Below are 19,723 nucleotides of genomic sequence, written 5' to 3' on the forward strand. Positions count from 1 at the left end.
GCAGTGTCGTTGTTGATCAGAACATCAGGTGCAGGAGCGATTTTTCCGCGCTCTGCTTCGCAGCGAGCGCAGTTCTGTTCCGTTGTGAACTGTGTTTTCTTGGTAGATCCCATTGCCAAGCCCGAAGTTAATGCGCGAGCACTACCTTTTCGTCACGAGGCAGTATCCCGAAGTGCTTTTTGTAGTGTTTGGCAAATGTGCTATGTGATGAGAACCCGCAGGCCGTAGCAACATCAATCACGCGCATTTGGGTTTGCTGCAACAATGCGCGTGCCCTCTCGAGCCTTAGAGCCATCATGTAGGCCTTTGGGCTTGTCCCCAAATATCGATTAAACAACCTTTCAAGTTGCCTGGTCGATATCCCGACCTGACGAGAGATTACCGATGGTGAAACAGGTTCTTCCAAGGTTTCCAGCATGTATGTTATCGCCGTGGATAGCTTTTCGTTCCTGTATTTCGGGCCGTAGAGACTGGAAATACTCTGACGGCAATTTCCATCACGCATAGAGCCACAAAGGAGTTGGTCAGCGACCTGGCTGGAGGTTTCCGAACCCGCCTTTTTACGGATCAACGCAGAAAAAAGGTCCAGAGTAGCAGCGCCCCCCCCACAGGAGACGATGTTTGAAGTCTCTTCAAAAATTGTGCAGGCAGGCTCCAGATTCAGATAGCCTTCCTCAAAGATAGGCTTCATTCTCCAGTGTGTGCTGATGCGCCCCTCGTTCGCTATGCCGATTTGGGCGAGAAACAGTGCGCCGCCTCCCAGTCCATAAAGTCGTGCTCCTAGCCTAGCGGCTTGCCGTAGCCAAGTTGCAATCACTCCGGATTTTGGGTGGTTTTGGGAATTGAAGTCGCAGCAGACAACGATACAGTCTCGACGCTGTACATAAGGCAGCACACTATCGACTGCCACCGTAAGCCCCGAAGACGATACAACGCTATCACCTTTCTCACTAACTGTTTTCCATTGAAAAAAGTCCTGATCCATGGCCGCGTTTGCAGCGGCCAGAGAGTCGATACCGGATCCCAGTTCCAATGCTGAGAACCCGGGCATCAATAAGAATATGAAGCGGTTCACTTCGACACGCTCACTTACAACCGCTTCTAAATCTTTCTCTGGCCGACCCATGATTTCTTACTCTTCCTCAAGCACGCATGTTTGCGCCGTTGGCGTCATAGATTGGTCCTGCGAGGACATGCGCGTCATAGAAGTCGCCCAGAATTTCCACCTGGAGCGTGGTGCCCGGCGTTGCGAATTCGGTTGCGACATACCCCATCGCCATCGACTTGCCGACATGGTGCGCATAGCCGCCAGAGCTGACATAACCGACCGGTTCACCATCTTTCAGGATCGCCTCGTCATGGGCGACGTCGATCCCCTCGACGTCGATGGTCATGGTTACCAGTTTCTGCGAGACACCTTCATCGCGTGCCTTCAACGTGGCTTCCTTGCCGACGAAATCCTTCTTCCAGTTGATGAACAAATCCATCCCAGATTCGACCGCGTCAAAGTCTGGACGATACTCCATCGTCCAGACGCCCCAGCCCTTTTCAAGCCGCATCGACAGCAGCGCACGCGCGCCATACCAGCGATAGCCCAGAGCGGCACCGGCCTCTTCAATGGCGTCTGCTAGGCGCATCAGGTATTGCGGTTTGCAATAGATCTCGTAGCCCAATTCGCCAGAGAAGCTGATCCTGTTGATGATCACCGGCACGCCGCCGACAAAGGTCTGGCGCAGGTCGCGGAACTTGAAGGCTTCCGCAGAAACGTCGTCGCGCGTGATTCGGGCCAACAGGTCCCGCGATTTCGGGCCGGACAGGGCGATGCCGTGCCAGTCGTCCGATACGTTGGTGTAGGAAATGCCCGCGGGCAGGTCTTTTTCGAACCAGCGGCGGTGTGCTTCCTGCATCGCGCCCGAGCCGAACAGCATAAAGTGATCCTCGGCCAGGCAAGCCACTGTTAGATCGCCGTAAAGCTTGCCCTTGGGTGTCAGCATCGGCGTCAGCGCCAAGCGTCCCGGCTTGGGAACGAAGCCGGCAAGGATATGGTTCAGGTATTCGCGAACACCCTCGCCCTTGAACTCATGCTTAGCAAAGTTGGCGATCTCAATGCCACCGACAGCTTCGCGCACAGCCTTGATTTCCCGGGCGACATAGTCGTGTGACCGGTTGCGTTCAAAGGTTGGAACCTCATGCGCATCTTCCGGGCCATCGGCAAACCAGAGCACGTGTTCGAGGCCGAAACCCTGATCCATCACCGCACCTTTGGCGATCATGCGATCATAGAGAGCGGTTGTCTTTTGCTTACGGCCCTTAGGCAGGGTTTCATTCGGGAACGTCATCACAAACCGGCGTTCGTAGTTTTCCGACGACTTGATTGTGCCCCAGTCAGGTGTTGCGAATTCACCAAAACGTGCCACGTCCATCGCCCAGACATCAATGGATGGTTCGCCGTCGATCATCCACTCAGCCAGCGTCAGGCCCACGCCGCCGCCCTGGCAGAAGCCCGCCATGACACCGACAGCCACCCAGTAGTTCTTCATGCCCGGAACGGGACCTATCAGCGGATTGCCGTCGGGACCAAACGTGAACGGGCCGTTGATTACATCCTTGATGCCGGCATTGGCCATCGCCGGGAGACGTTCGAATGCGGTTTCCAGGCGGTCTGCCACGCGATCCAGATCCGGTGGCAGCAGTTCATGGCCGAAGTCCCAGGGTGTCCCACCGACTTTCCACGGGGTCGCCTGGGCCTCGTAGGTGCCCAGCAGCATGCCCTGACCTTCCTGGCGGCAGTACACGTTGGCCTCAAAATCGATGCCGTGCGGCAATTGCTGACCGAAGTTAACAACTTCGTCCATGCGCTCGGTGATTAGGTAATGGTGCTCCATCGGCTGAACAGGCAGATGGATGCCTGCCATATGGCCCACTTCGCGCGCCCACAGACCACCGCAGTTCACGACGTGCTCTGCATTGATCGTGCCTTTGGGCGTGACGATGTCCCAGCTTCCGTCGGGGCGCTGCGTCATGTCTGTAGCGCCACAGTGGGTGAAATACTGCGCGCCATGCGCCTTGGCTGCCTTGGCAAAAGCATAGGTCGTGCCGGACGGGTCCAGATGGCCATCCTGAGCGTCCCACAGGACCGCGTGATAATGGTCCGGATCAATCAGCGGGTGACGCTCAGCCAGTTCCTTGGGCGAGATGAATTCCTGATCCAGACCCATGTAACGCGCCTTCGAGCGCTCGCCTTTAAGGTAATCATACCATTCCTTGGTGGAGGCGGCATAGAAGCCACCGGTCTGATGCAAACCAACTGATTGGCCGGACAGTTCTTCGATCTCTTTATACAGATTGATCGTATATGATTGCAGGCGCGAGATGTTGGGATCCGAGCTGATGGTGTGGATACCACCGGCAGCGTGCCAAGAAGAACCCGAGGTCAGCTCGTCGCGTTCAAGCAGGACTGCATCTTTCCACCCGAATTTGGCAAGGTGAAAAAGGATCGAGCAACCAACAACGCCGCCGCCAATAACAACAACTTTGGCGTGGGATGGCAGTTTCTTTCCGCCTGTGAACTCGTCGGTTTGAATAGTAGGCATGTTTCGTTCTTCCTTAGGAATTCAGCTTTCACTTTGACTGCGTCTGGGTGCGCGCTTGTCGTTCTGACCCAAAGCATCTATCTCAGTGAAAAAGGGGCTCTTCTTCGCTGTGGGTTGCTGGAGGGCAGAACGATCCCGACCATCGCGATCGCCCTACCAAGCCTGTAAAAATTAGAAATCCGTGGCGGCGCCACCCTCGGCCTTACGTTTGGCGACAAAGGCGTCAAGCTCGTCCCGGATCGCCGGATCCAAGGCCGGGGCTTCATAGGCGGCAAGGCGCTTTTTCCACTCTGCGTTGGCACGTTCGATCGCAATCGGCGATCCCGCCTCTTGCCAGGTCTCAAAGTTGCGCCAGTCGCTTAGGATTGGCGAATAAAAGGCGTCGCGATACCTCACCTGTGTGTGCTCAGTGCCAAAGAAGTGACCAGCTGGCCCAACCTCGTTGATGGCGTCCAGCGCCAGGTCTTCCGGGCTGGTCGAAACCGGCTGCAGGAATTCCGTGACCATTTGCAGCAGGTCAATATCAAGCATCACCTTCTCATACGAGCAGCACAGCCCTCCTTCGAGCCACCCCGCCCCGTGCATCAGCATGTTGGCTCCGCCATTAATGCCCCCCCAAAGCGAGAAGACCGCCTCGTATGCTGCTTGTGAATCAACGGTATTGGCCGCGCACACATTCGAAGAGCGATACGGAATACCGTAGCGCCGCGCCAGCTGTCCGCCGATATGCTGCGCCTTCATGTATTCCGGCGTACCAAACGCGGGCGAGCCGGTCTTCATATCCACGTTCGACGTGAAGCCGCCATACATCACCGGCGCACCTGGCCGCACCATCTGGCTAAAGGCTACACCTGCCAAAGCCTCGGCATTTTGCAGCGTCACGGCACCGGCAATCGTGACCGGGGCCATCGCCCCTGCAAGCGTGAAGGGTGTGATCACAACAGGCTGGCCCATCTCGGACAACGCCATCACGCCCTGCATCATCGGAATATCGAGCTGCAGCGGAGAGTTCGTGTTGATGATCGAGAACATGCAGGCCTGATCACGCAACTGGTCATGGGTCAGACCATGGGCAATCCGCGTCATCTCGATCGCATCGGAGACACGCTCCTCACCAAGCGAGTAGACACAATAGGCCTTGTCGGTCAGCGTGATGTAATCTTGAATACAATCAAGATGGCGAATAGACGCGTGAATATCGACGGGTTCTACCGGATATCCACCTGTCACGTGCAGAACATTGTGCATTTGGGCCAATCGCAGGAAGTTGCGGAAATCTTCCTGATTGCCCGCGCGCCGGCCCCGATCCGTATCCGAACAGTTCGGCGCGCTTGCCATCATGTTGAAAACAATGTTGTTTCCGCCCATGGTCACATTGTGCTGGGCGTTTCGCGCGTGTAGCGTGAATTCCGACGGCACGCCTGCAATGGCTTCGTTGATCAGATCGGGATCAAAGCGCACACGCTCTTCACCATCCCGAACATCGGCCCCCGCCTTTTTCATCACGGCGCGCGCGTCTTCATGCAACACGTCCAGGCCGGTTTCCGAAAGCAGTTTCAGAGATGCCTGATGGATCGCCTCAACCTGATCATCCGAAATAAGCGCGACGGCCGGATAGGTACGCTTTAGCTGCGCGAACGGGCGTTGTACGATTGCCGGGGAAGTTGCCCCGCCTTCACGGCGACGCCCACGACGTCCACGCGCCTTGGAGGCCAGTTGATCAATTGTCATCCGAGTGCACCTTCATTGCCGGAGTTGAGCCTGAGAACGCGTGGATTGGGCAAGTCGCCTCCCTCGCGTCGAGCTGCCATAGCGAAATTTTGATGAAATGCCGGAGTTCAGGCAAATTACAAAATGGAAGGGTCATTCAATTTTGTAATGACTCAGGCAGTACATCAGAATAAATTCTGCTAACCAGAGCTCCCCCCGACTAGGATTCACAGCGCTATGAAGAATATTCCCAGTCTGACCTCCCTACGCGCGTTTTCGGTTGTCGGAAAATGTTTGAGCTTTACCGAGGCCGCGAAGCAGCTTGGCGTCACGCAGAGCGCCGTCAGCAGACAGATCAAGTCGCTTGAGCAAGCGCTTGACCTCGATCTATTTGACCGCGTGGGCAATAGCGTTTCACTAACCCCAGACGGTCAGATCTTGCATCGGAGAGTTTTTGAGACCTTCGGCCTGTTGGAAGATGCTGTGAACGACGCGACCGGCTCTGCGCAGCGGTACAAGATCAACCTTCTAGCCCCTCCGACATTGGCAGCACGTTGGTTGACAAGGCGCCTGTCATCTTATTCTCAACGATTTCCGGATACCGATCTAGTAATTCACACAGTCGCAAGACCCGAAATCCGAATGGATTGCGTCATTCACTTTGGCACCCATCCGACAGCCGGATCAGAGCACCTACATTTGTTTTTGGAGCAACATATCGCCGTTTGCTCGCGTAAGCTTTTTGAAGACCGCGAAGCCATGCGTGCCGGCAGCCTGTTGCACGTCTTCGATAACGGAGTGCGGTTTCCACTATGGGAGGATTGGCTTTCAATCGAACCTGACTATCCAGATTTACCCTCCGAGGCATCCATGGAGTTTGCATCGCTCGAACTTGCCATTCAGGCGGCCAAAAACTCGGTTGGTGTGGCCGTGGTAGACCGCAATATGATTGAATATGAACTTAATGCAGGAAGCCTTGTCCAGATTTCGCCCACGACTGTCGTTGGCCCGAACGGTTATTGGCTTGAGATATCAATCGAGCAGCAAGCGAAGGGACGCTCGGTACAGTTTTTTCGGTGGCTAAGAAGTGTCGCACGCTCGGCAACGAACGCGATTTAAAAACCGCAGTTTCCGCGCCTTTTTATTCGTGAACTTTTATTGCCGGAATAGCGAGCACATGAGCGCTCACTAAAGTGATCAACCTCTTCGCAAGTAAACCTTTGCAAGACAGACACTGTCGATAGATGCCAGAAAAAACATGACGTTCATTCAAAACTCACGAAGCCGATGTTTTCTCAAAAGCCAGTTGCGACCGAATGGCTTGAACCAATGAATGCTGAAGTGATCGGGCGTAAGATCGGGGGCAGAAAACACGCGCTGCGGTCTGAGATTTGCAAAGAACAAAGCAGCCAATGTGCTCAATCGTAGTGCGCTGTGCGTCGCCGGCGCCCGAACTCGCGATGTCAAAGCCGACGAGTTTTTCCAGCACGTCAGCCAGCTTTGGCCCCGCTACGTCGAAGCATACCCATCCGCCGGATTGATCCGTGACCGCTGCTTCCTCGCCGACTGCATTTGAGAGGCTATTGAACAATGTTGCATGCTCGCTCTCGTCGCTTGTGACAAACCATTGGCCCGGCCCTACCCATAAGGCACTCCGAGACCCGTTTTCGACCCATTTGGCAACTTCAGGCAGCTCGACCCCCAGAAACTTGGAAAGCAATGCTTCCCCATTGCTAAGGTCGAACGCGGCAACAGAAACGATGGCCAGCGGAACTTCAAGTACCGCATATTCGCCGAACTGGCTGTCGGCGTCTGGTGAACAGGCCGGTTTGGCAATCAATTGGAAATCAGGCACGGAGACGTTCCCCCTCTGGATCGATGAAATGTGCACTGACGACTTTGGCGCGCAGGGTGCTGCCCTGCAGCGGGTTCGCTACGTCGATGATTTCGCCCATGCGGGCAGAGCCTTCTGTCAAAAAGCCTAGCCCAATGGATTTTTCCAAATGGGGCGAATAGCAGACGGACGAGATCCAACCCTGATCATTTGCGACAATCTGTTCTGCCACCGACGTGAACAAATGACTGCCCGCTTCCAGGTCTTCTGGGCCCATCACTTCGAGACCGACAAGGCGGATACCATTGTCTTCTGAAAGTCCTTCGCGGCGGCTAAGCACAGTGCCGATGCTGTCCTTCTTAGACGAGATCATGCGCCCCATGCCAAGGTGATGCGCGGACGTCTGACCGTTCAACTCATTGCCGGTCCCGTGACCCTTTTCGATCCGCAGCACACCCAGCGCCTCGGTGCCATATGGAGTGACGTCAAATTCTTCGCCCGCTTCCATCAGAACCCGCACCAAACTGTCGCCATAAGGCGTCGGAACGGCAATTTCATATGCCAATTCGCCCGAGAATGAGATCCGGAACAATCGCGCAGGAATGCCACCACAGATGGTAATTTTTGCACAGGCCATGAATGGGAAAGCCTCGTTGCTGATGTCTACATCTGCATCAACAATCTTCTGCAACAGCTTGCGGGAGTTTGGCCCCGCTACCGCAAATTGCGCCCAGGCATCGGTCGTGGATATCAAATGCACATCCAGATCTGGCCGCAGGCATTGGCGGACAAATTCCATGTGGCGGTAAACACTTACCGCATTTGCCGTTGTGGTGGTCACAACGAAATGCCCATCCGCAAGACGTGCTGCAGTGCCGTCGTCCATGGCATACCCATCTTCGCGCAGCATCAATCCGTACCGGCATTTTCCCACCGGTAATTTGGCAAAACCATTGCAATAGATCAGGTTCAGGAACTCGGCGGCATCCTTACCCTGCACATCCACTTTGCCCAGCGTCGTCACATCGCAAACCCCGACGGATTTACGCACGGCCAGCGCTTCCCTGTCCGTGGCTTGACGCCAATGCGTTTCACCTTCGCGCAGGAAGTACTGCGCACGCAACCACGCACCTGCTTCGACAAAAACCGCGCCTTGTTCAGTGGCCCAATCGTGGCTTGGTGTAAGGCGAGTAGGACGAAACTCTTCATCACGATGCCGTCCTGCGAGGGCACCAATGGGAACTGGAGTATAGGGTGGACGGAAGATCGTTGTGCCGGTTTCCGGAATGGTTTTGCCGGTGAGTTCCGCCATGACTGCAAGACCGCCCAAGTTGGACAATTTGCCCTGATCAGTTGCCATACCAAGTGTTGTGTAGCGCTTGAGATGTTCAACTGACCGGAACCCCTCTTGGTGGGCCAGTTTCACATCCTTCACGGTTACGTCGTTCTGAAAATCAAGCCAGCCACGCCCATTGCCTTTCCCTACATACCAGAATGGCTGCAGCGTAATCGGCGCGTCTTCAGCCTTAGGCAGTCCGGCTGGCTTGGCAACGATGTCGAGATCAGAAAGCGCTTTCACAGCTGCTTCAGCCCCGGTCATAAGCGCACCATGGGTTGAAAACTGACCATTTGCAGCGCCAGCAACTGACTGCCCAACGGGCAAGTCGCCTGCGGGAACAAAACTCGCGATATCTTCTCGCCATTCCGGGCGGCCGCGCTGATGGCATGTCAGGCCCAAAGTCGGGTTCCAGCCACCCGACACGCCCAATGCGCCGCAAGCGATGGATATAACGGTGCCGTCGGACTGACGGATATCGATGGATTTCAACCCAAGACGCCCCTTGGTGTTGATCACCCGAGCACCAGCAAAGAGCGGATATTCGCCCAGTTTTGGCGCCTCAGATCTTGTATCAACAACCGCCACGACATTGGCGCCTATGGCCATTAGGTCAACAGCTGTCCGGTGACCATCATCGTTGTTTGTAAACACCGCCACTGTTTTGTCTGCGAGAACAGCCCATCGGTTCGCATAGGCGCGCAACGCCCCCGCCAGCATGATGCCCGGACGGTCGTTGTTTTCAAAAGCGATCGGACGCTCGGTAGCACCTGCGCAAACAATGGCTTTTTTGGAATAGATCCGCCATAGGGTCTGACGCGGTAGATCCGCATGAGGGGCGGCAAGATGATCGCCATTACGCTGAACTGCGCCGTAAACCCCGTGATCATAGGCCCCGTAAACTGTGGTGCGGGTCATCAGTCGCACGTTTGGCAAGCTTTGCAGCTCTGCCAGAGTGGCAGCAACCCACTCCTGCCCCGACACCTCTGTCAGCAAACCCGTTTCCGAGTTCAGACGACCACCCATGGCAAAATCTTCATCCGCCAGAATAACCCGGGATCCCGCCCGGCCGGCTGTCAGTGCGGCTGCCAGCCCTGCAGGACCTGCGCCAATGATCAATAGATCGCAATAGCGAGTGCCTTTGTCATAAGCATCTGGGTCGGCTTCTTTCGACAATGCGCCCAACCCGGCCGCATTTCGGATGATCGGCTCATAAATCTTTTCCCAGAACGCCGCAGGCCACATGAAGGTTTTATAATAAAATCCTGCGGTTAGGAAACTAGAGAACCAGTCATTCACCCCCAGAGCGTCGAAAGCCAACGAAGGAAATCGGTTTTGTGAGGTAGCGGTCAGACCATTATAAAGTTCGGCCACTGTGGCGCGCGTGTTGGGTTCCTGATGCGCGCCGTTACGAAGATGCACCAATGCGTTTGGCTCCTCGGAGCCCGATGTGATCACTCCGCGCGGGCGATGGTATTTAAAACTGCGGCCCATCAGACGCACACCGTTGGCCAGCAGGGCAGAGGCGAGCGTATCGCCTTCAAAACCCTGATAGGATTTACCATCAAAGGTGAAATTGAGTGTCTTGGAGCGATCCAGTTGGCCGCCATTCACACGGTTCCTCTGGGTCATGCGCGTTCTCCTTCGCGGCGCGGGCGAGCCAATTCAGCCTTCAGTATTTCATGGGTGCGCGTATCGCGGGTAACAACCAGCCACGAGCGATCCCCCTGTTCATGGAACCAGAGTTCGCGGTGTTCGCCTGCCGGGTTGTCTCGCAAATAGGTATAGTCATGGAAAGCTTCGGCAGCATGTTCGGCTTGCCAGTCGGGGCGATCCATCAAGGACGCGTCGCCAAGGTAAACGAATTCCTGGACATCGCGCAGACCAAGCAAAGGATGCGGTATCAACATGTCTGTGGTCCTTCGATCAATGCAGGTTCGGCTGGGCGCCGGAACCGCTTTCGTCAATCGGGCGGCCCGTTTTGAAACGGTCCAAACGATACGCCGTCGCAATATCGTGAGGAGTGTCAGTCGCAAGCAAGTGTGCGAATGCATAGCCAGAGGCTGGCGTCGCCTTGAAACCGCCATAGCACCAGCCGCCATTGAAATAGAGCCCCTCGATATGGGTCTTGTCGATGAAAGGAGAACCATCCATCGACATGTCCATAATGCCACCCCAACTGCGCAACATCCGCGCGCGGCCAATCATCGGAAGGATGGCAACGCCCTCTTCGCAGACCTCTTCCACGATAGGCAGGTTTCCGCGTTGGGCGTAGCTATTATAACCGTCAATGCTGCCACCAAAAACCAGTCCCCCCTTATCGGACTGGCTAATGTAGAAGTGACCTGCGCCAAAGGTGATGACTCCCGGAATAACCGGCTTCAAACCTTCTGAAACAAAGGCCTGAAGCATGTGGCTCTCGATGGGCAGTCGCATACCTGCATAAGACATGACTTTGCTCGAAGACCCGGCAACAGCAACACCAACCTTGTCTGCGCCAATATATCCACGGGTGGTCTCTACACCCTGCATCTTACCGCCCTCGATTCTGAAACCAGTCACCTCGCAGTTTTGAATAATGTCGACGCCATTCATATCCGCCGAACGCGCATAGCCCCAGGCAACAGCATCGTGTCGTACCGTACCCGCCCTGCGCTGTATCAAGGCGCCTTTGATTGGAAAGCGGGCATGATCAAAGTTCAGGTATGGCGCTTCCTTGCGCAATTGATCCTGCTCAAGCAGCTCAGCATCTGCACCATGCAGGATGATCGAGTTACCGCGTCTCCGATAAGCATCTCGTTGTTCATCGGTGTGAAACAGGTTCATAATGCCGCGCTGGCTGACCATCGCATTGTAGTTCAGGTCCTGCTCCAGACCTTCCCAGAGCTTCAGCGAAAACTCATAAAAAGGTTCATTGCCAGGCAGCAGGTAGTTCGAGCGCACGATGGTCGTGTTTCGTCCAACATTGCCGCCACCAATCCAACCCTTCTCAAGCACAGCGATGCGCGACTTGCGATAAACCTTGGACAGGTAGTGGGCTGTTGCAAGCCCATGTCCGCCGCCGCCCACAATCACAAAATCATACTGATCCTGGGGGGCCACATCGCGCCAGGCTGGCTTCCACCCTTTGTGACCGGTCAGTGCTTCTTTGATGATCCGCAGGCCCGAATATCGCACGTCGCTTCTCCAATTCGCCGTTTAGCCGGTAAATTGGCGCAATTTGCGCCTCCCATCTTTTCATAGTTTGCCATAAATGGACGAAATTTAGCCAAAGCGAGCGAGATTCCCGGCATGCTTGAGAGAATTGGCATTCTATTAATCGACAATTTTGCGTTGATGTGCTGCTGCAACACGGTGGAACCTCTGCGCGCGGCAAATCTTTTGGCAAAGAAGTCTCTGTTCCAAGTAACCTACTTATCGCTGAAGGGTGGATGGGTCGCGTCCTCAGTAGGAGGCGGCTTCGAGACGCAACCAGCAAGTGATCACATCCGTTCTCTCGACGCGCTCTTTATTGTTGCCGGTGGCGATCCCTTTTCCGTTCATGATCCCGCCTATTTGACTTTGTTACGAAACGCCGCGCAACACGGCCTGGTGCTTGGCGGTATTTCCGGTGGCAGCGTGCTTTTGGCCAAAGCTGGGCTGATGAAAAACCGGCGCTTCACTGTGCACTGGGAACATTTTGAAGAGCTGCAGGCAATTTCAGATGAATTCCTGATGGAGCGGCGGCTTTATGTTATCGATCGGGATCGCATTAGCTGTGCCGGTGGCGTCGCGCCATTGGACATGATGCATGCTCTTATCCGGTCTCAACATGGTGCAGAACTGGCGCGCCAAGTTAGCGAGTGGTTTATCTACACTGGCGTAAGGCGCGCTGAAGATCAGCAACGGACACATGCCGGTGATATGCTTTCAATCGAGTACCGCGGCCTACATATTTCGGTGAGAACGGCGCTGGAACTAATGGAAAACCATCTCGCGGCACCGCTAAGCATTCCTCAAATTGCGCGCCTTGCTGGTATTAGCAACAGACACTTGCATCGGCGTTTCATAGATGACGTCGGCAAAACGCCCAAACAGGCTTATCTGGGTCTGCGTTTGGGCAAATCCGACGACCTCTTAAAGAAGACACGCCTGCCCCTTACTGATATTGCCCTAACTTGTGGTTTTGCAAATGCCGCGCATTTTGGCTCTGCCTACAAAAGAGCTCACGGCATATCCCCAAGTGCCGCCCGCCGTCTTTCTGCGAGATCTCGATCCACTACCATAGCGTCAGAAAATTGACGCAGGGCCGAAAAATCTTGACGACATCCTGAACAGCTTAACCACCGCGCGAACAAGATCAGATGTTCAAGCTACGCGGCAGATTCCAAACAAGATTCTATCAACGGTACGAAAGGTCAATGACAGTCGTGCACCATCGGAACTTCAGCCTGCCGTAACTTCAAGGCAATCTCTGCAGGCTTCGGTCTCTTGTTTCCCAATCTCGATCCACCGTATCCTAGACATAGCGGGTACCGGTTAAGCTGGGGAGGCTCGTGCGGTTTTGAAAGTACAGTGCATTTTCACGCGTCTACCGGTGGCATTTCGATATGTCGCACACGTTGTAACGAGAGGGAGTGTCGCAAACGGAAAAGTTCGTGTCGGAAAGCGACTGGTTAGATCCCACAAATCTCGGAAGGCTGGAAGCTGTTAGAGGACCATACAAAACCAGATTAGCCGCGCGCGGATCTGGAACCGATCCATCGACACAGTCGAAACGGGACAAGAAATACGAAAAATAATGGCCCAAAGAGGCCAAGAACATCGCTCAACAGGAGGAAATTCATGACTGAACTCAAAAGCAACGGCGGACTGATCGGCGCCGGTGGTGTAAGCCGCCGCGGCTTTCTGAAATCCGCAACCGCATTGGGCATCGCCGGCACCAGCATTGGTGCAATGGCAGGCTCGGCATATGCCAACACGCCCAAGCGCGGAGGCACATTCCGCTTCGGCATTCATGACGGGAACACTTCGGACAGCCACGATCCGGGCACCTACACCACCCGCCAGATGATCTATCTGGCGCACCAGTACCGGTCGTATCTGACCATGATCGAGGCGGGCGGTTCGCTGGGCGGTGATCTGGCGCTGGAATGGTCGGGCAACGAGGATGCCTCGGTCTGGACCTTCAAACTGAACCCGAACGCCAGCTTCCACTCGGGTGGCAAGGTGACGGCCAATGACGTCGTGGCGTCACTGAACCACCATCGTGGTGAGGCCAGCACTTCAGCCGCGAAATCGCTGCTCAGCACCGTGACCAATATCGAGGCGCAGGGTGACGATGTGGTTGTAATCACCACGGACAGCGGCAATGCTGACCTGCCCTGGCTGATGACCGACTATCACTTCGCGATCTGCCCGGCCAAGGATGGTGGCATTGATTGGCAATCGGGTGACGGGTCCGGCCCGTACAAAATCACCGAAGGCAAGTTTGGTGAAGGCTGGAAGCTGGATCGCCACGATGGCTGGCACGGCGAAGGCGCCTATTTCGACAAGATCGAGATGCTGGTGCTGAACGACCCGAACGCGCGCCAGACCGCGCTGATGACCGGCGAAGTGGACGCGGTGTCGCTGATTGAGACCAAGACCATGGCGCTTCTGCAGCGCAACCCGAACATCGTGATCGAGAACATCCCCTCGGCCGCAGCGATCACCATGCCGATGCATTGCGACACCGCACCGTTTGACAATGTCGACGTGCGCAAGGCGCTGAAACTGGCGATCAACCGCGACGAGATCATCGAGAAGATCGCCTTTGGCGCAGCCACCAAGGGCAATGACTTCCATGTCTCGCCCGCGATGCCCTATTACACCGAGCTGGAGCAGCATGAATATGACCCTGATCAGGCCCGTTCGCTGCTGAAAAAGGCCGGTCATGACGGGTTGAACATCAGCCTGTCGACGGCGGATTCGGTGTTTGCAGGCGCTGTGGACATGGCGGTGCTGTATGCCGAACAGGCCAAGGCGGCCGGCATCAACATGGAAGTCGTGCGCGAGCCGAACGATGGCTACTACTCGGATGTCTGGCTGAAGAAACCTTTCTGCGCCGTGTCCTGGGGCGCCCGTCCGACCCCGGATGTGATGTACTCGCTGGCCTACAAGTCCGATGCTGCCTGGAACGAAAGCCGCTGGCAGAACGAGCGCTTCAACGAGCTGCTCCTGCAGGCGAAATCCGAGTTGGATGACGGGCTGCGCACCGAGATGTATGGCGAAATGGCGATGCTGGCGAAAGATGACGGCGGCACCGTCATCCCGATGTTCAACAACTTCGTCTACGCGCGCCGCGCCAATGTCATGCGCGGTGAAAATGTGGCGGCCAGCTGGGAGCTTGACGGCGCCCGTGGTCCGAGCCGCTGGTGGTTCGCATAATCGCGACCTCGCGATGAACGCCAATCTATCCCCCCGCGCGTGCCGTGGGGGGATATTTGGGCGCTCTGTCTCCTGTCTCAGAGCCGACAGCTGCCTGCTCTGGATCGCCCCGGTGATCATTCAAGCCACCCCGATGTCTTCAACGCATAAGGAAGCGTCATGTCCATATTCACCATCATCGGCAAACGGTTGGGGCTTGGCGCCCTGACACTGCTTGCCGTGTCCATCCTGATCTTTTTTGCGGTGGAGCTTTTGCCCGGCAGCCCTGCCGAGGCCATTCTCGGCCAGGCCGCAACCCCCGAAACCGTCACCGCGCTGGAAGAAAAGCTCGGCCTCGACCGGCCCGCGATCGTGCGCTATTTCGACTGGCTCGGATCGGCGCTGATCGGCGATTTCGGCCAGTCGCTTGCCTCGGGACAGGACGTGGGATCCGCGATTGGCGAACGCTTCCTCAAGACGCTTTACCTGGCGCTTTATGCCGCCGCGATTGCTGTGCCTTTGGCGATTGCGTTGGGGGTGGCCACGGCGCTGCTGCGCAACACGCTGTTTGACCGTCTGGCCAATGTGGGCACGCTTTTGACCATTTCCTCGCCTGAGTTTTTTCTGGGCTATATCCTGATCCTCTATCTGGCGGTGAAGAACCCCTATTTCCCGGCCATCGCCCGGCTGAGCGACACGGTGTCCTTCGGGGAATATCTGCGGATCGCCTTCCTGCCCGCGCTGACGCTGGTGCTGGTGGTGACCGCGCATATGATGCGGATGACGCGCGCTGCGATCATCAACCTGCTGGCCTCGCCTTATATCGAGATGGCTCGTCTGAAAGGCGCCCCGCCCGCCAAGGTGGTGATCCGCCACGCGCTGCCCAATGCGCTGGCGCCGATCTTCAACGTGGTGGCGCTGAACCTGGCCTATCTGATCACCGGCGTGGTGCTGATCGAGGTGGTGTTTGTCTATCCGGGCATTGGCCAGCTGCTGGTCGACGCAGTGTCGAAACGCGATTTCCCGATTGTGCAGGCCAGCTGTCTGATCTTCGCGGCCACCTTCATCCTGCTCAATCTCGCAGCGGATGTTCTGACCATCATGACCAACCCGCGTCTGCGGCACCCGAAATAAGGAGGAGATGACATGTTGTATCTGACCCTGATCATCGCCGCCATGGTTGCCGCGTCCGCCGCCGGGGCCTATCTGAAACACCGCACCCTGACCATGTATGCCGGTCTGGTGACCGCGCTCACTGTGCTGTTCCTGCTGTTTGGCGGGGCGGATGGCGCCTGGTTCTTCATCAAGCTTGTGGGCATTCTGATCGTCGCAGCGCTGGCATCCTTTGCCTTCCGCGAAATCCTGGCCCTGATCCTGTCGGAAGACGGGGCGCGGGAAATCCGCAAGGCGCCGCTGACCGCGTCATTCGGGATGCTGATGGTGCTGCTTTATGCCGTGGCCGGGATTTTTGCCCCGTGGATTGCGCCCTATGGCGAAGCAGAAGTGATCGCCTCGGCCTTTGCGCCCGCGGATGAAAACATGCTGCTGGGCGCAGACCAACTGGGCCGCGACATGTTCTCGCGCTTGGTGTTTGGTGCACGCAACTCGGTGGGCATTGCCCTGGCCGCGACCATCCTCGCCTTTGTGGCCGGTGCGCTGGCCGGGCTGTTTGCCGCGGTATCAGGGGGGTATATGGACCAGATCCTCGGCCGCTCGGCGGACCTTCTGATGTCGATCCCGTCGCTGATCTTCTCGCTTCTGATGCTGTCGATCTTTGGCACCGGCATCCTGGTGATTGTGGTGGTGATCGCCGTGATCTATTCGCCCCGCGTCTATCGCCTGACCCGCGCGGTTGCCGGCAATGTGGTGGTGATGGATTACGTCGAAGCGTCCAAGCTGCGCGGCGAACGACCCTGGTATATCGTGCGCCGTGACGTGCTGCCAAACACCACCGCGCCCTTGGTGGCCGAATTTGGACTGGAGTTCTGCTTCGTGTTCCTGCTGGTGGCGGGCCTTTCGTTCCTTGGCCTTGGCATCCAACCGCCCACTGCCGACTGGGGGTCGATGGTGCGCGAAAACGCCACCATGATCTCATTTGGTGAATTTACCCCGCTGATTCCGGCCGCCGCGATCTCGCTGCTGACCGTGTCGGTGAACTTTGTGGTCGACTGGATGCTGCACCGGTCCTCGGGTCTGAAGGAGTAAGACATGAGCAAGAAAGACGGAAACCTTCTGAAGATCCGCGACCTGCGCATCGAGGCCCATGACGGGATCGAATGGCATGAGATCATTCACGGTGTGAATCTGGACCTGAAAAAGGGCGAAGTGGTTGGCCTGATTGGGGAAAGTGGCGCGGGCAAATCCACTCTGGGTCTGGGCGCGATGGGGTTCTGCCGCGCTGGCTGCCGGATCTCTGGCGGGTCAGTCGAATTTGACGGGATGGAGCTGACCAATGCTTCGCGCGCCGACCTGCGCGCTCTGCGCGGCGGGCGGATCGCCTATGTGGCGCAATCGGCGGCGGCCAGTTTCAACCCGGCGCACAAGTTGATCGACCAGCATATCGAGGCCCCGCTGCATTACAAAACCGCCACCAAGGAAGAGGCGATGGCGGATGGGGTGGATCTTTACAACCGCCTGCGCCTGCCCAACCCCGACGAGATCGGCTTTCGCTATCCACATCAGGTCTCAGGCGGGCAGTTGCAGCGCGCGATGACCGCCATGGCCATGTCCTGCCGCCCGGATCTGATTATCTTTGACGAACCGACCACCGCGCTGGATGTAACCACCCAGATCGAGGTGCTGGCGGCGATCCGCGATATTGTCGAACAGTTTGACACGGCGGCGATCTACATCACCCATGACCTCGCGGTGGTGGCGCAGATGGCGGATAAGATCAAAGTGCTCTTGAAAGGGGACGAGGTCGAGGAAGCGCCGACCGAGGAGATGCTGTCCAATCCGAAAGAGGAGTACACCAAATCGCTTTGGGCCGTGCGCAATTTCCGCCGTGAAGAACGGCCGCGCCCCACGGATGACACCAAACCGGTGATTTCGGTCAAGAATGTGGATGCGGGATACGGCAATGTGCAGGTGCTGCATGACGTGTCTTTCGACATTTACGAGGGCATGACCGTGGCCGTGGTGGGCGAAAGCGGATCGGGCAAATCGACCACGGCGCGGGTGATCACCGGGTTGTTGGAACCGATGTCAGGCGAGGTCCTGTTCAAGGGCGAGCCCCTGTCCCCCAGCTTCCGCAACCGCGACCGCGAACAGCTGCAACATGCGCAGATGATTTATCAGATGGCCGACACCGCGCTGAACCCGCGCCAGCGGATTTCCGAGATCATCGGCCGCCCCGCCGCGTTTTATTCCGGCCTGTCAGGCGGCAAGCTGAAGGCGCGGGTGGATGAGCTGCTCGATCTGATCGAGCTGGAGCCGTCGAAATATTACGACCGCTTCCCGGGCGAACTTTCCGGCGGGCAGAAACAACGGATCGGCATTGCCCGCGCGCTGGCCGCCAACCCGGAGTTCATCATCTGCGACGAGGTCACATCGGCGCTGGACCAACTGGTGGCCGAGGGGATCCTGCGGCTTCTGGACCAGCTGCAGAAAGAGCTGAACCTGTCCTACATGTTCATCACCCATGATCTGGCGACCGTGCGGTCGATTGCCGACGAGGTGGTGGTGATGCAACAGGGCCGAGTGGTGGAACAGGGGCCGAAGACCCAGATGTTCAAACCACCGCACCACCCCTATACCGACCTGCTTCTCAGCTCGGTGCCCGAGATGGATCCGAACTGGCTGACCCAGCTTCTGGAAACCCGCGGCGATGTGGGGGATCTGTCGTCCGGCAATTGATCCCGCGGTGCTGTCAGACGAATTCGAACTAGCCTCAGCTAGGACAGAATTTCTGCCCCTTAATCAGCACAAAGTTGGCGCCACTCGGCCAGAGCGGCGACGCGGTTCAGTTTGAAATGTTGTCTGGAATAGAGACTGCGCTCCGAATTGAAGAGGTTGAGAACAGAGGCGTGGACAGATGCGAACTTCTGCAGACTTCGCAATCGTCGGAAGCGCAGCATCGCCCTCTCTCTTCGTCGAAATGGCAGATGAGAATTCTCTGCGCGATTGTTCACCCAGCGGCCAGTTTCCTGCCTATCCGCGTTGCCAATTACCCTCATCGCGGCACCGTAAGAGCGGAGTTTGTCGGTTACCAGTGTGCCTGGCCGACCGTGACGCCGCATTGATTTCTTGAGAAATTTCAATGCTGCCTTCCTATCTCGCGTCTTCGTCACATAGCTTTCTAGGACCTCACCCTCATGATCAACGGCCCGCCAAAGGTAGTACCGCTCGCCGTTGATCTTCACGAACATTTCGTCCAGATGCCATTTCCAATTTGAGTGGCAACGCATCGACTGAGATCATCTCTTGCGAATTTCCGATGCGAATTTGGGACCGAACCGTTGCCACCAAAACCGAACGGACTAATAGCTCACGTCGATGCCGCGTTCGTGTAGCAGATCTTCGACATTCCTGAGCGACAGAGGAAACCGAATGTACATCATCACAGCCAAGCGGATGATCTCAGGGCTGGTTTTGAAGTAGCGAAATGGGGATTTGTTCGTCATTGCTCGACGTTAGTTTTGCGCCTTCGCGCTTCAAGCCGGGTTCTTCTGACAAGACCCTGCAGATTTCTTTGCGAAACTGGGGAGCGCTTCTTTCGCAAACAAACTTACGGTTTTTGACGTTCTCCTTGGCGAAAACGGAGATAGTGCCGCAGCTCATTTTGAGTATGACTGGACGCTCAAAAGTGGAGACCAAATCGTCTTTCAGGGCGTCGACTACTTCAAGTTTTCTGAAAGTGGCAAG

General features: G+C 56.5%; 13 protein-coding genes and 1 pseudogene. 6 read left to right on the forward strand and 8 right to left on the reverse strand.

Features of this window, described 5'->3' with window-relative positions; all coding sequences use genetic code 11:
• Window positions 1–127 precede the first annotated feature (127 nt).
• The 3 genes from ACO07T_RS20025 to ACO07T_RS20035 all read right to left on the reverse strand — a co-directional run bounded on the left by ACO07T_RS20025 (window position 128) and on the right by ACO07T_RS20035 (window position 5,324).
• Window positions 128–1,126 (reverse strand): GlxA family transcriptional regulator, encoded by a 999-nt coding sequence (locus tag ACO07T_RS20025; protein ID WP_422050871.1) that lies wholly within the window; start codon window positions 1,124–1,126, stop codon window positions 128–130.
• A 16-nt stretch (window positions 1,127–1,142) separates the two neighbouring features.
• Window positions 1,143–3,593: a GcvT family protein gene (locus ACO07T_RS20030; protein WP_422050872.1), complete on the reverse strand. Its 2,451-nt coding sequence runs from the start codon at window positions 3,591–3,593 to the stop codon at window positions 1,143–1,145.
• Window positions 3,594–3,764: 171 nt separating this feature from the next.
• A complete protein-coding gene (locus ACO07T_RS20035; RefSeq protein WP_422050873.1) occupies window positions 3,765–5,324 on the reverse strand; it encodes a trimethylamine methyltransferase family protein in 1,560 nt (519 codons plus the stop codon).
• Window positions 5,325–5,540: 216 nt separating this feature from the next.
• Between ACO07T_RS20035 and ACO07T_RS20040 the strand changes: the two genes are divergently transcribed.
• Window positions 5,541–6,422 (forward strand): LysR family transcriptional regulator, encoded by an 882-nt coding sequence (locus ACO07T_RS20040; protein WP_422050874.1) that lies wholly within the window; start codon window positions 5,541–5,543, stop codon window positions 6,420–6,422.
• A gap of 157 nt (window positions 6,423–6,579) precedes the next feature.
• Here ACO07T_RS20040 and ACO07T_RS20045 read toward each other — a convergent pair whose 3' ends face one another.
• Genes ACO07T_RS20045 through ACO07T_RS20060 form a run of 4 tightly spaced genes read right to left on the reverse strand, consistent with a single transcriptional unit; the run spans window position 6,580 to window position 11,650 of the window.
• Window positions 6,580–7,158 carry a sarcosine oxidase subunit gamma gene (locus ACO07T_RS20045; RefSeq protein ID WP_422050875.1) on the reverse strand — a complete coding sequence of 193 codons (579 nt, stop codon included), beginning with the start codon at window positions 7,156–7,158 and terminating at the stop codon, window positions 6,580–6,582.
• Window positions 7,151–10,105 (reverse strand): sarcosine oxidase subunit alpha family protein, encoded by a 2,955-nt coding sequence (locus ACO07T_RS20050; protein WP_422050876.1) that lies wholly within the window; start codon window positions 10,103–10,105, stop codon window positions 7,151–7,153. Before ACO07T_RS20050 ends, ACO07T_RS20045 begins: the two co-directional genes overlap by 8 nt.
• Entirely contained in the window at window positions 10,102–10,383 is a 282-nt protein-coding gene (locus ACO07T_RS20055) for a sarcosine oxidase subunit delta (RefSeq protein ID WP_422050877.1), read from the reverse strand. Before ACO07T_RS20055 ends, ACO07T_RS20050 begins: the two co-directional genes overlap by 4 nt.
• Window positions 10,384–10,399: 16 nt before the next feature.
• A complete protein-coding gene (locus ACO07T_RS20060) occupies window positions 10,400–11,650 on the reverse strand; it encodes a sarcosine oxidase subunit beta family protein (RefSeq protein ID WP_422050878.1) in 1,251 nt (416 codons plus the stop codon).
• Between the two features lie 114 nt (window positions 11,651–11,764).
• On the opposite strand from ACO07T_RS20060, the gene ACO07T_RS20065 reads away from it, so the two are divergent.
• From ACO07T_RS20065 to ACO07T_RS20085, 5 genes are all read left to right on the forward strand, one after another.
• Window positions 11,765–12,754, forward strand: a complete 990-nt coding sequence (locus ACO07T_RS20065) for a GlxA family transcriptional regulator (RefSeq protein WP_422050879.1) — start codon at window positions 11,765–11,767, stop codon at window positions 12,752–12,754.
• Window positions 12,755–13,297: 543 nt separating this feature from the next.
• The gene (locus ACO07T_RS20070) at window positions 13,298–14,881 is read left to right on the forward strand and encodes an ABC transporter substrate-binding protein (RefSeq protein ID WP_422050880.1); all 1,584 of its coding nucleotides are present in this window, start codon (window positions 13,298–13,300) and stop codon (window positions 14,879–14,881) included.
• Window positions 14,882–15,040: 159 nt separating this feature from the next.
• Window positions 15,041–15,994: an ABC transporter permease gene (locus tag ACO07T_RS20075; RefSeq protein ID WP_422050881.1), complete on the forward strand. Its 954-nt coding sequence runs from the start codon at window positions 15,041–15,043 to the stop codon at window positions 15,992–15,994.
• 12 nt (window positions 15,995–16,006) lie between these two features.
• Window positions 16,007–17,065, forward strand: coding sequence for an ABC transporter permease (locus ACO07T_RS20080; protein WP_422050882.1), 1,059 nt, complete (start codon window positions 16,007–16,009; stop codon window positions 17,063–17,065).
• A 3-nt stretch (window positions 17,066–17,068) separates the two neighbouring features.
• Entirely contained in the window at window positions 17,069–18,715 is a 1,647-nt protein-coding gene (locus ACO07T_RS20085) for an ABC transporter ATP-binding protein (protein ID WP_422050883.1), read from the forward strand.
• 59 nt (window positions 18,716–18,774) lie between these two features.
• On the opposite strand, the pseudogene ACO07T_RS20090 reads toward ACO07T_RS20085, so the two are convergent.
• Window positions 18,775–19,482, reverse strand: a pseudogene (locus tag ACO07T_RS20090) (IS6 family transposase).
• Window positions 19,483–19,723 lie beyond the last annotated feature (241 nt).

It is taken from the genome of Shimia sp. (genome assembly GCF_965227725.1).
GTDB lineage: Bacteria > Pseudomonadota > Alphaproteobacteria > Rhodobacterales > Rhodobacteraceae > Shimia.

Excerpts from the sequence above, each read along its gene's own strand:
- ACO07T_RS20070 (WP_422050880.1), top strand. The coding sequence starts at position 13,298 with ATGACTGAACTCAAAAGCAACGGCGGACTGATCGGCGCCGGTGGTGTA.
- ACO07T_RS20040 (WP_422050874.1), top strand. The coding sequence starts at position 5,541 with ATGAAGAATATTCCCAGTCTGACCTCCCTACGCGCGTTTTCGGTTGTC.
- ACO07T_RS20035 (WP_422050873.1), bottom strand. The coding sequence starts at position 5,324 with ATGACAATTGATCAACTGGCCTCCAAGGCGCGTGGACGTCGTGGGCGT.
- ACO07T_RS20030 (WP_422050872.1), bottom strand. The coding sequence starts at position 3,593 with ATGCCTACTATTCAAACCGACGAGTTCACAGGCGGAAAGAAACTGCCA.
- ACO07T_RS20025 (WP_422050871.1), bottom strand. The coding sequence starts at position 1,126 with ATGGGTCGGCCAGAGAAAGATTTAGAAGCGGTTGTAAGTGAGCGTGTC.
- ACO07T_RS20055 (WP_422050877.1), bottom strand. The coding sequence starts at position 10,383 with ATGTTGATACCGCATCCTTTGCTTGGTCTGCGCGATGTCCAGGAATTC.
- ACO07T_RS20050 (WP_422050876.1), bottom strand. The coding sequence starts at position 10,105 with ATGACCCAGAGGAACCGTGTGAATGGCGGCCAACTGGATCGCTCCAAG.
- ACO07T_RS20075 (WP_422050881.1), top strand. The coding sequence starts at position 15,041 with ATGTCCATATTCACCATCATCGGCAAACGGTTGGGGCTTGGCGCCCTG.
- ACO07T_RS20085 (WP_422050883.1), top strand. The coding sequence starts at position 17,069 with ATGAGCAAGAAAGACGGAAACCTTCTGAAGATCCGCGACCTGCGCATC.
- ACO07T_RS20065 (WP_422050879.1), top strand. The coding sequence starts at position 11,765 with ATGCTTGAGAGAATTGGCATTCTATTAATCGACAATTTTGCGTTGATG.
- ACO07T_RS20080 (WP_422050882.1), top strand. The coding sequence starts at position 16,007 with ATGTTGTATCTGACCCTGATCATCGCCGCCATGGTTGCCGCGTCCGCC.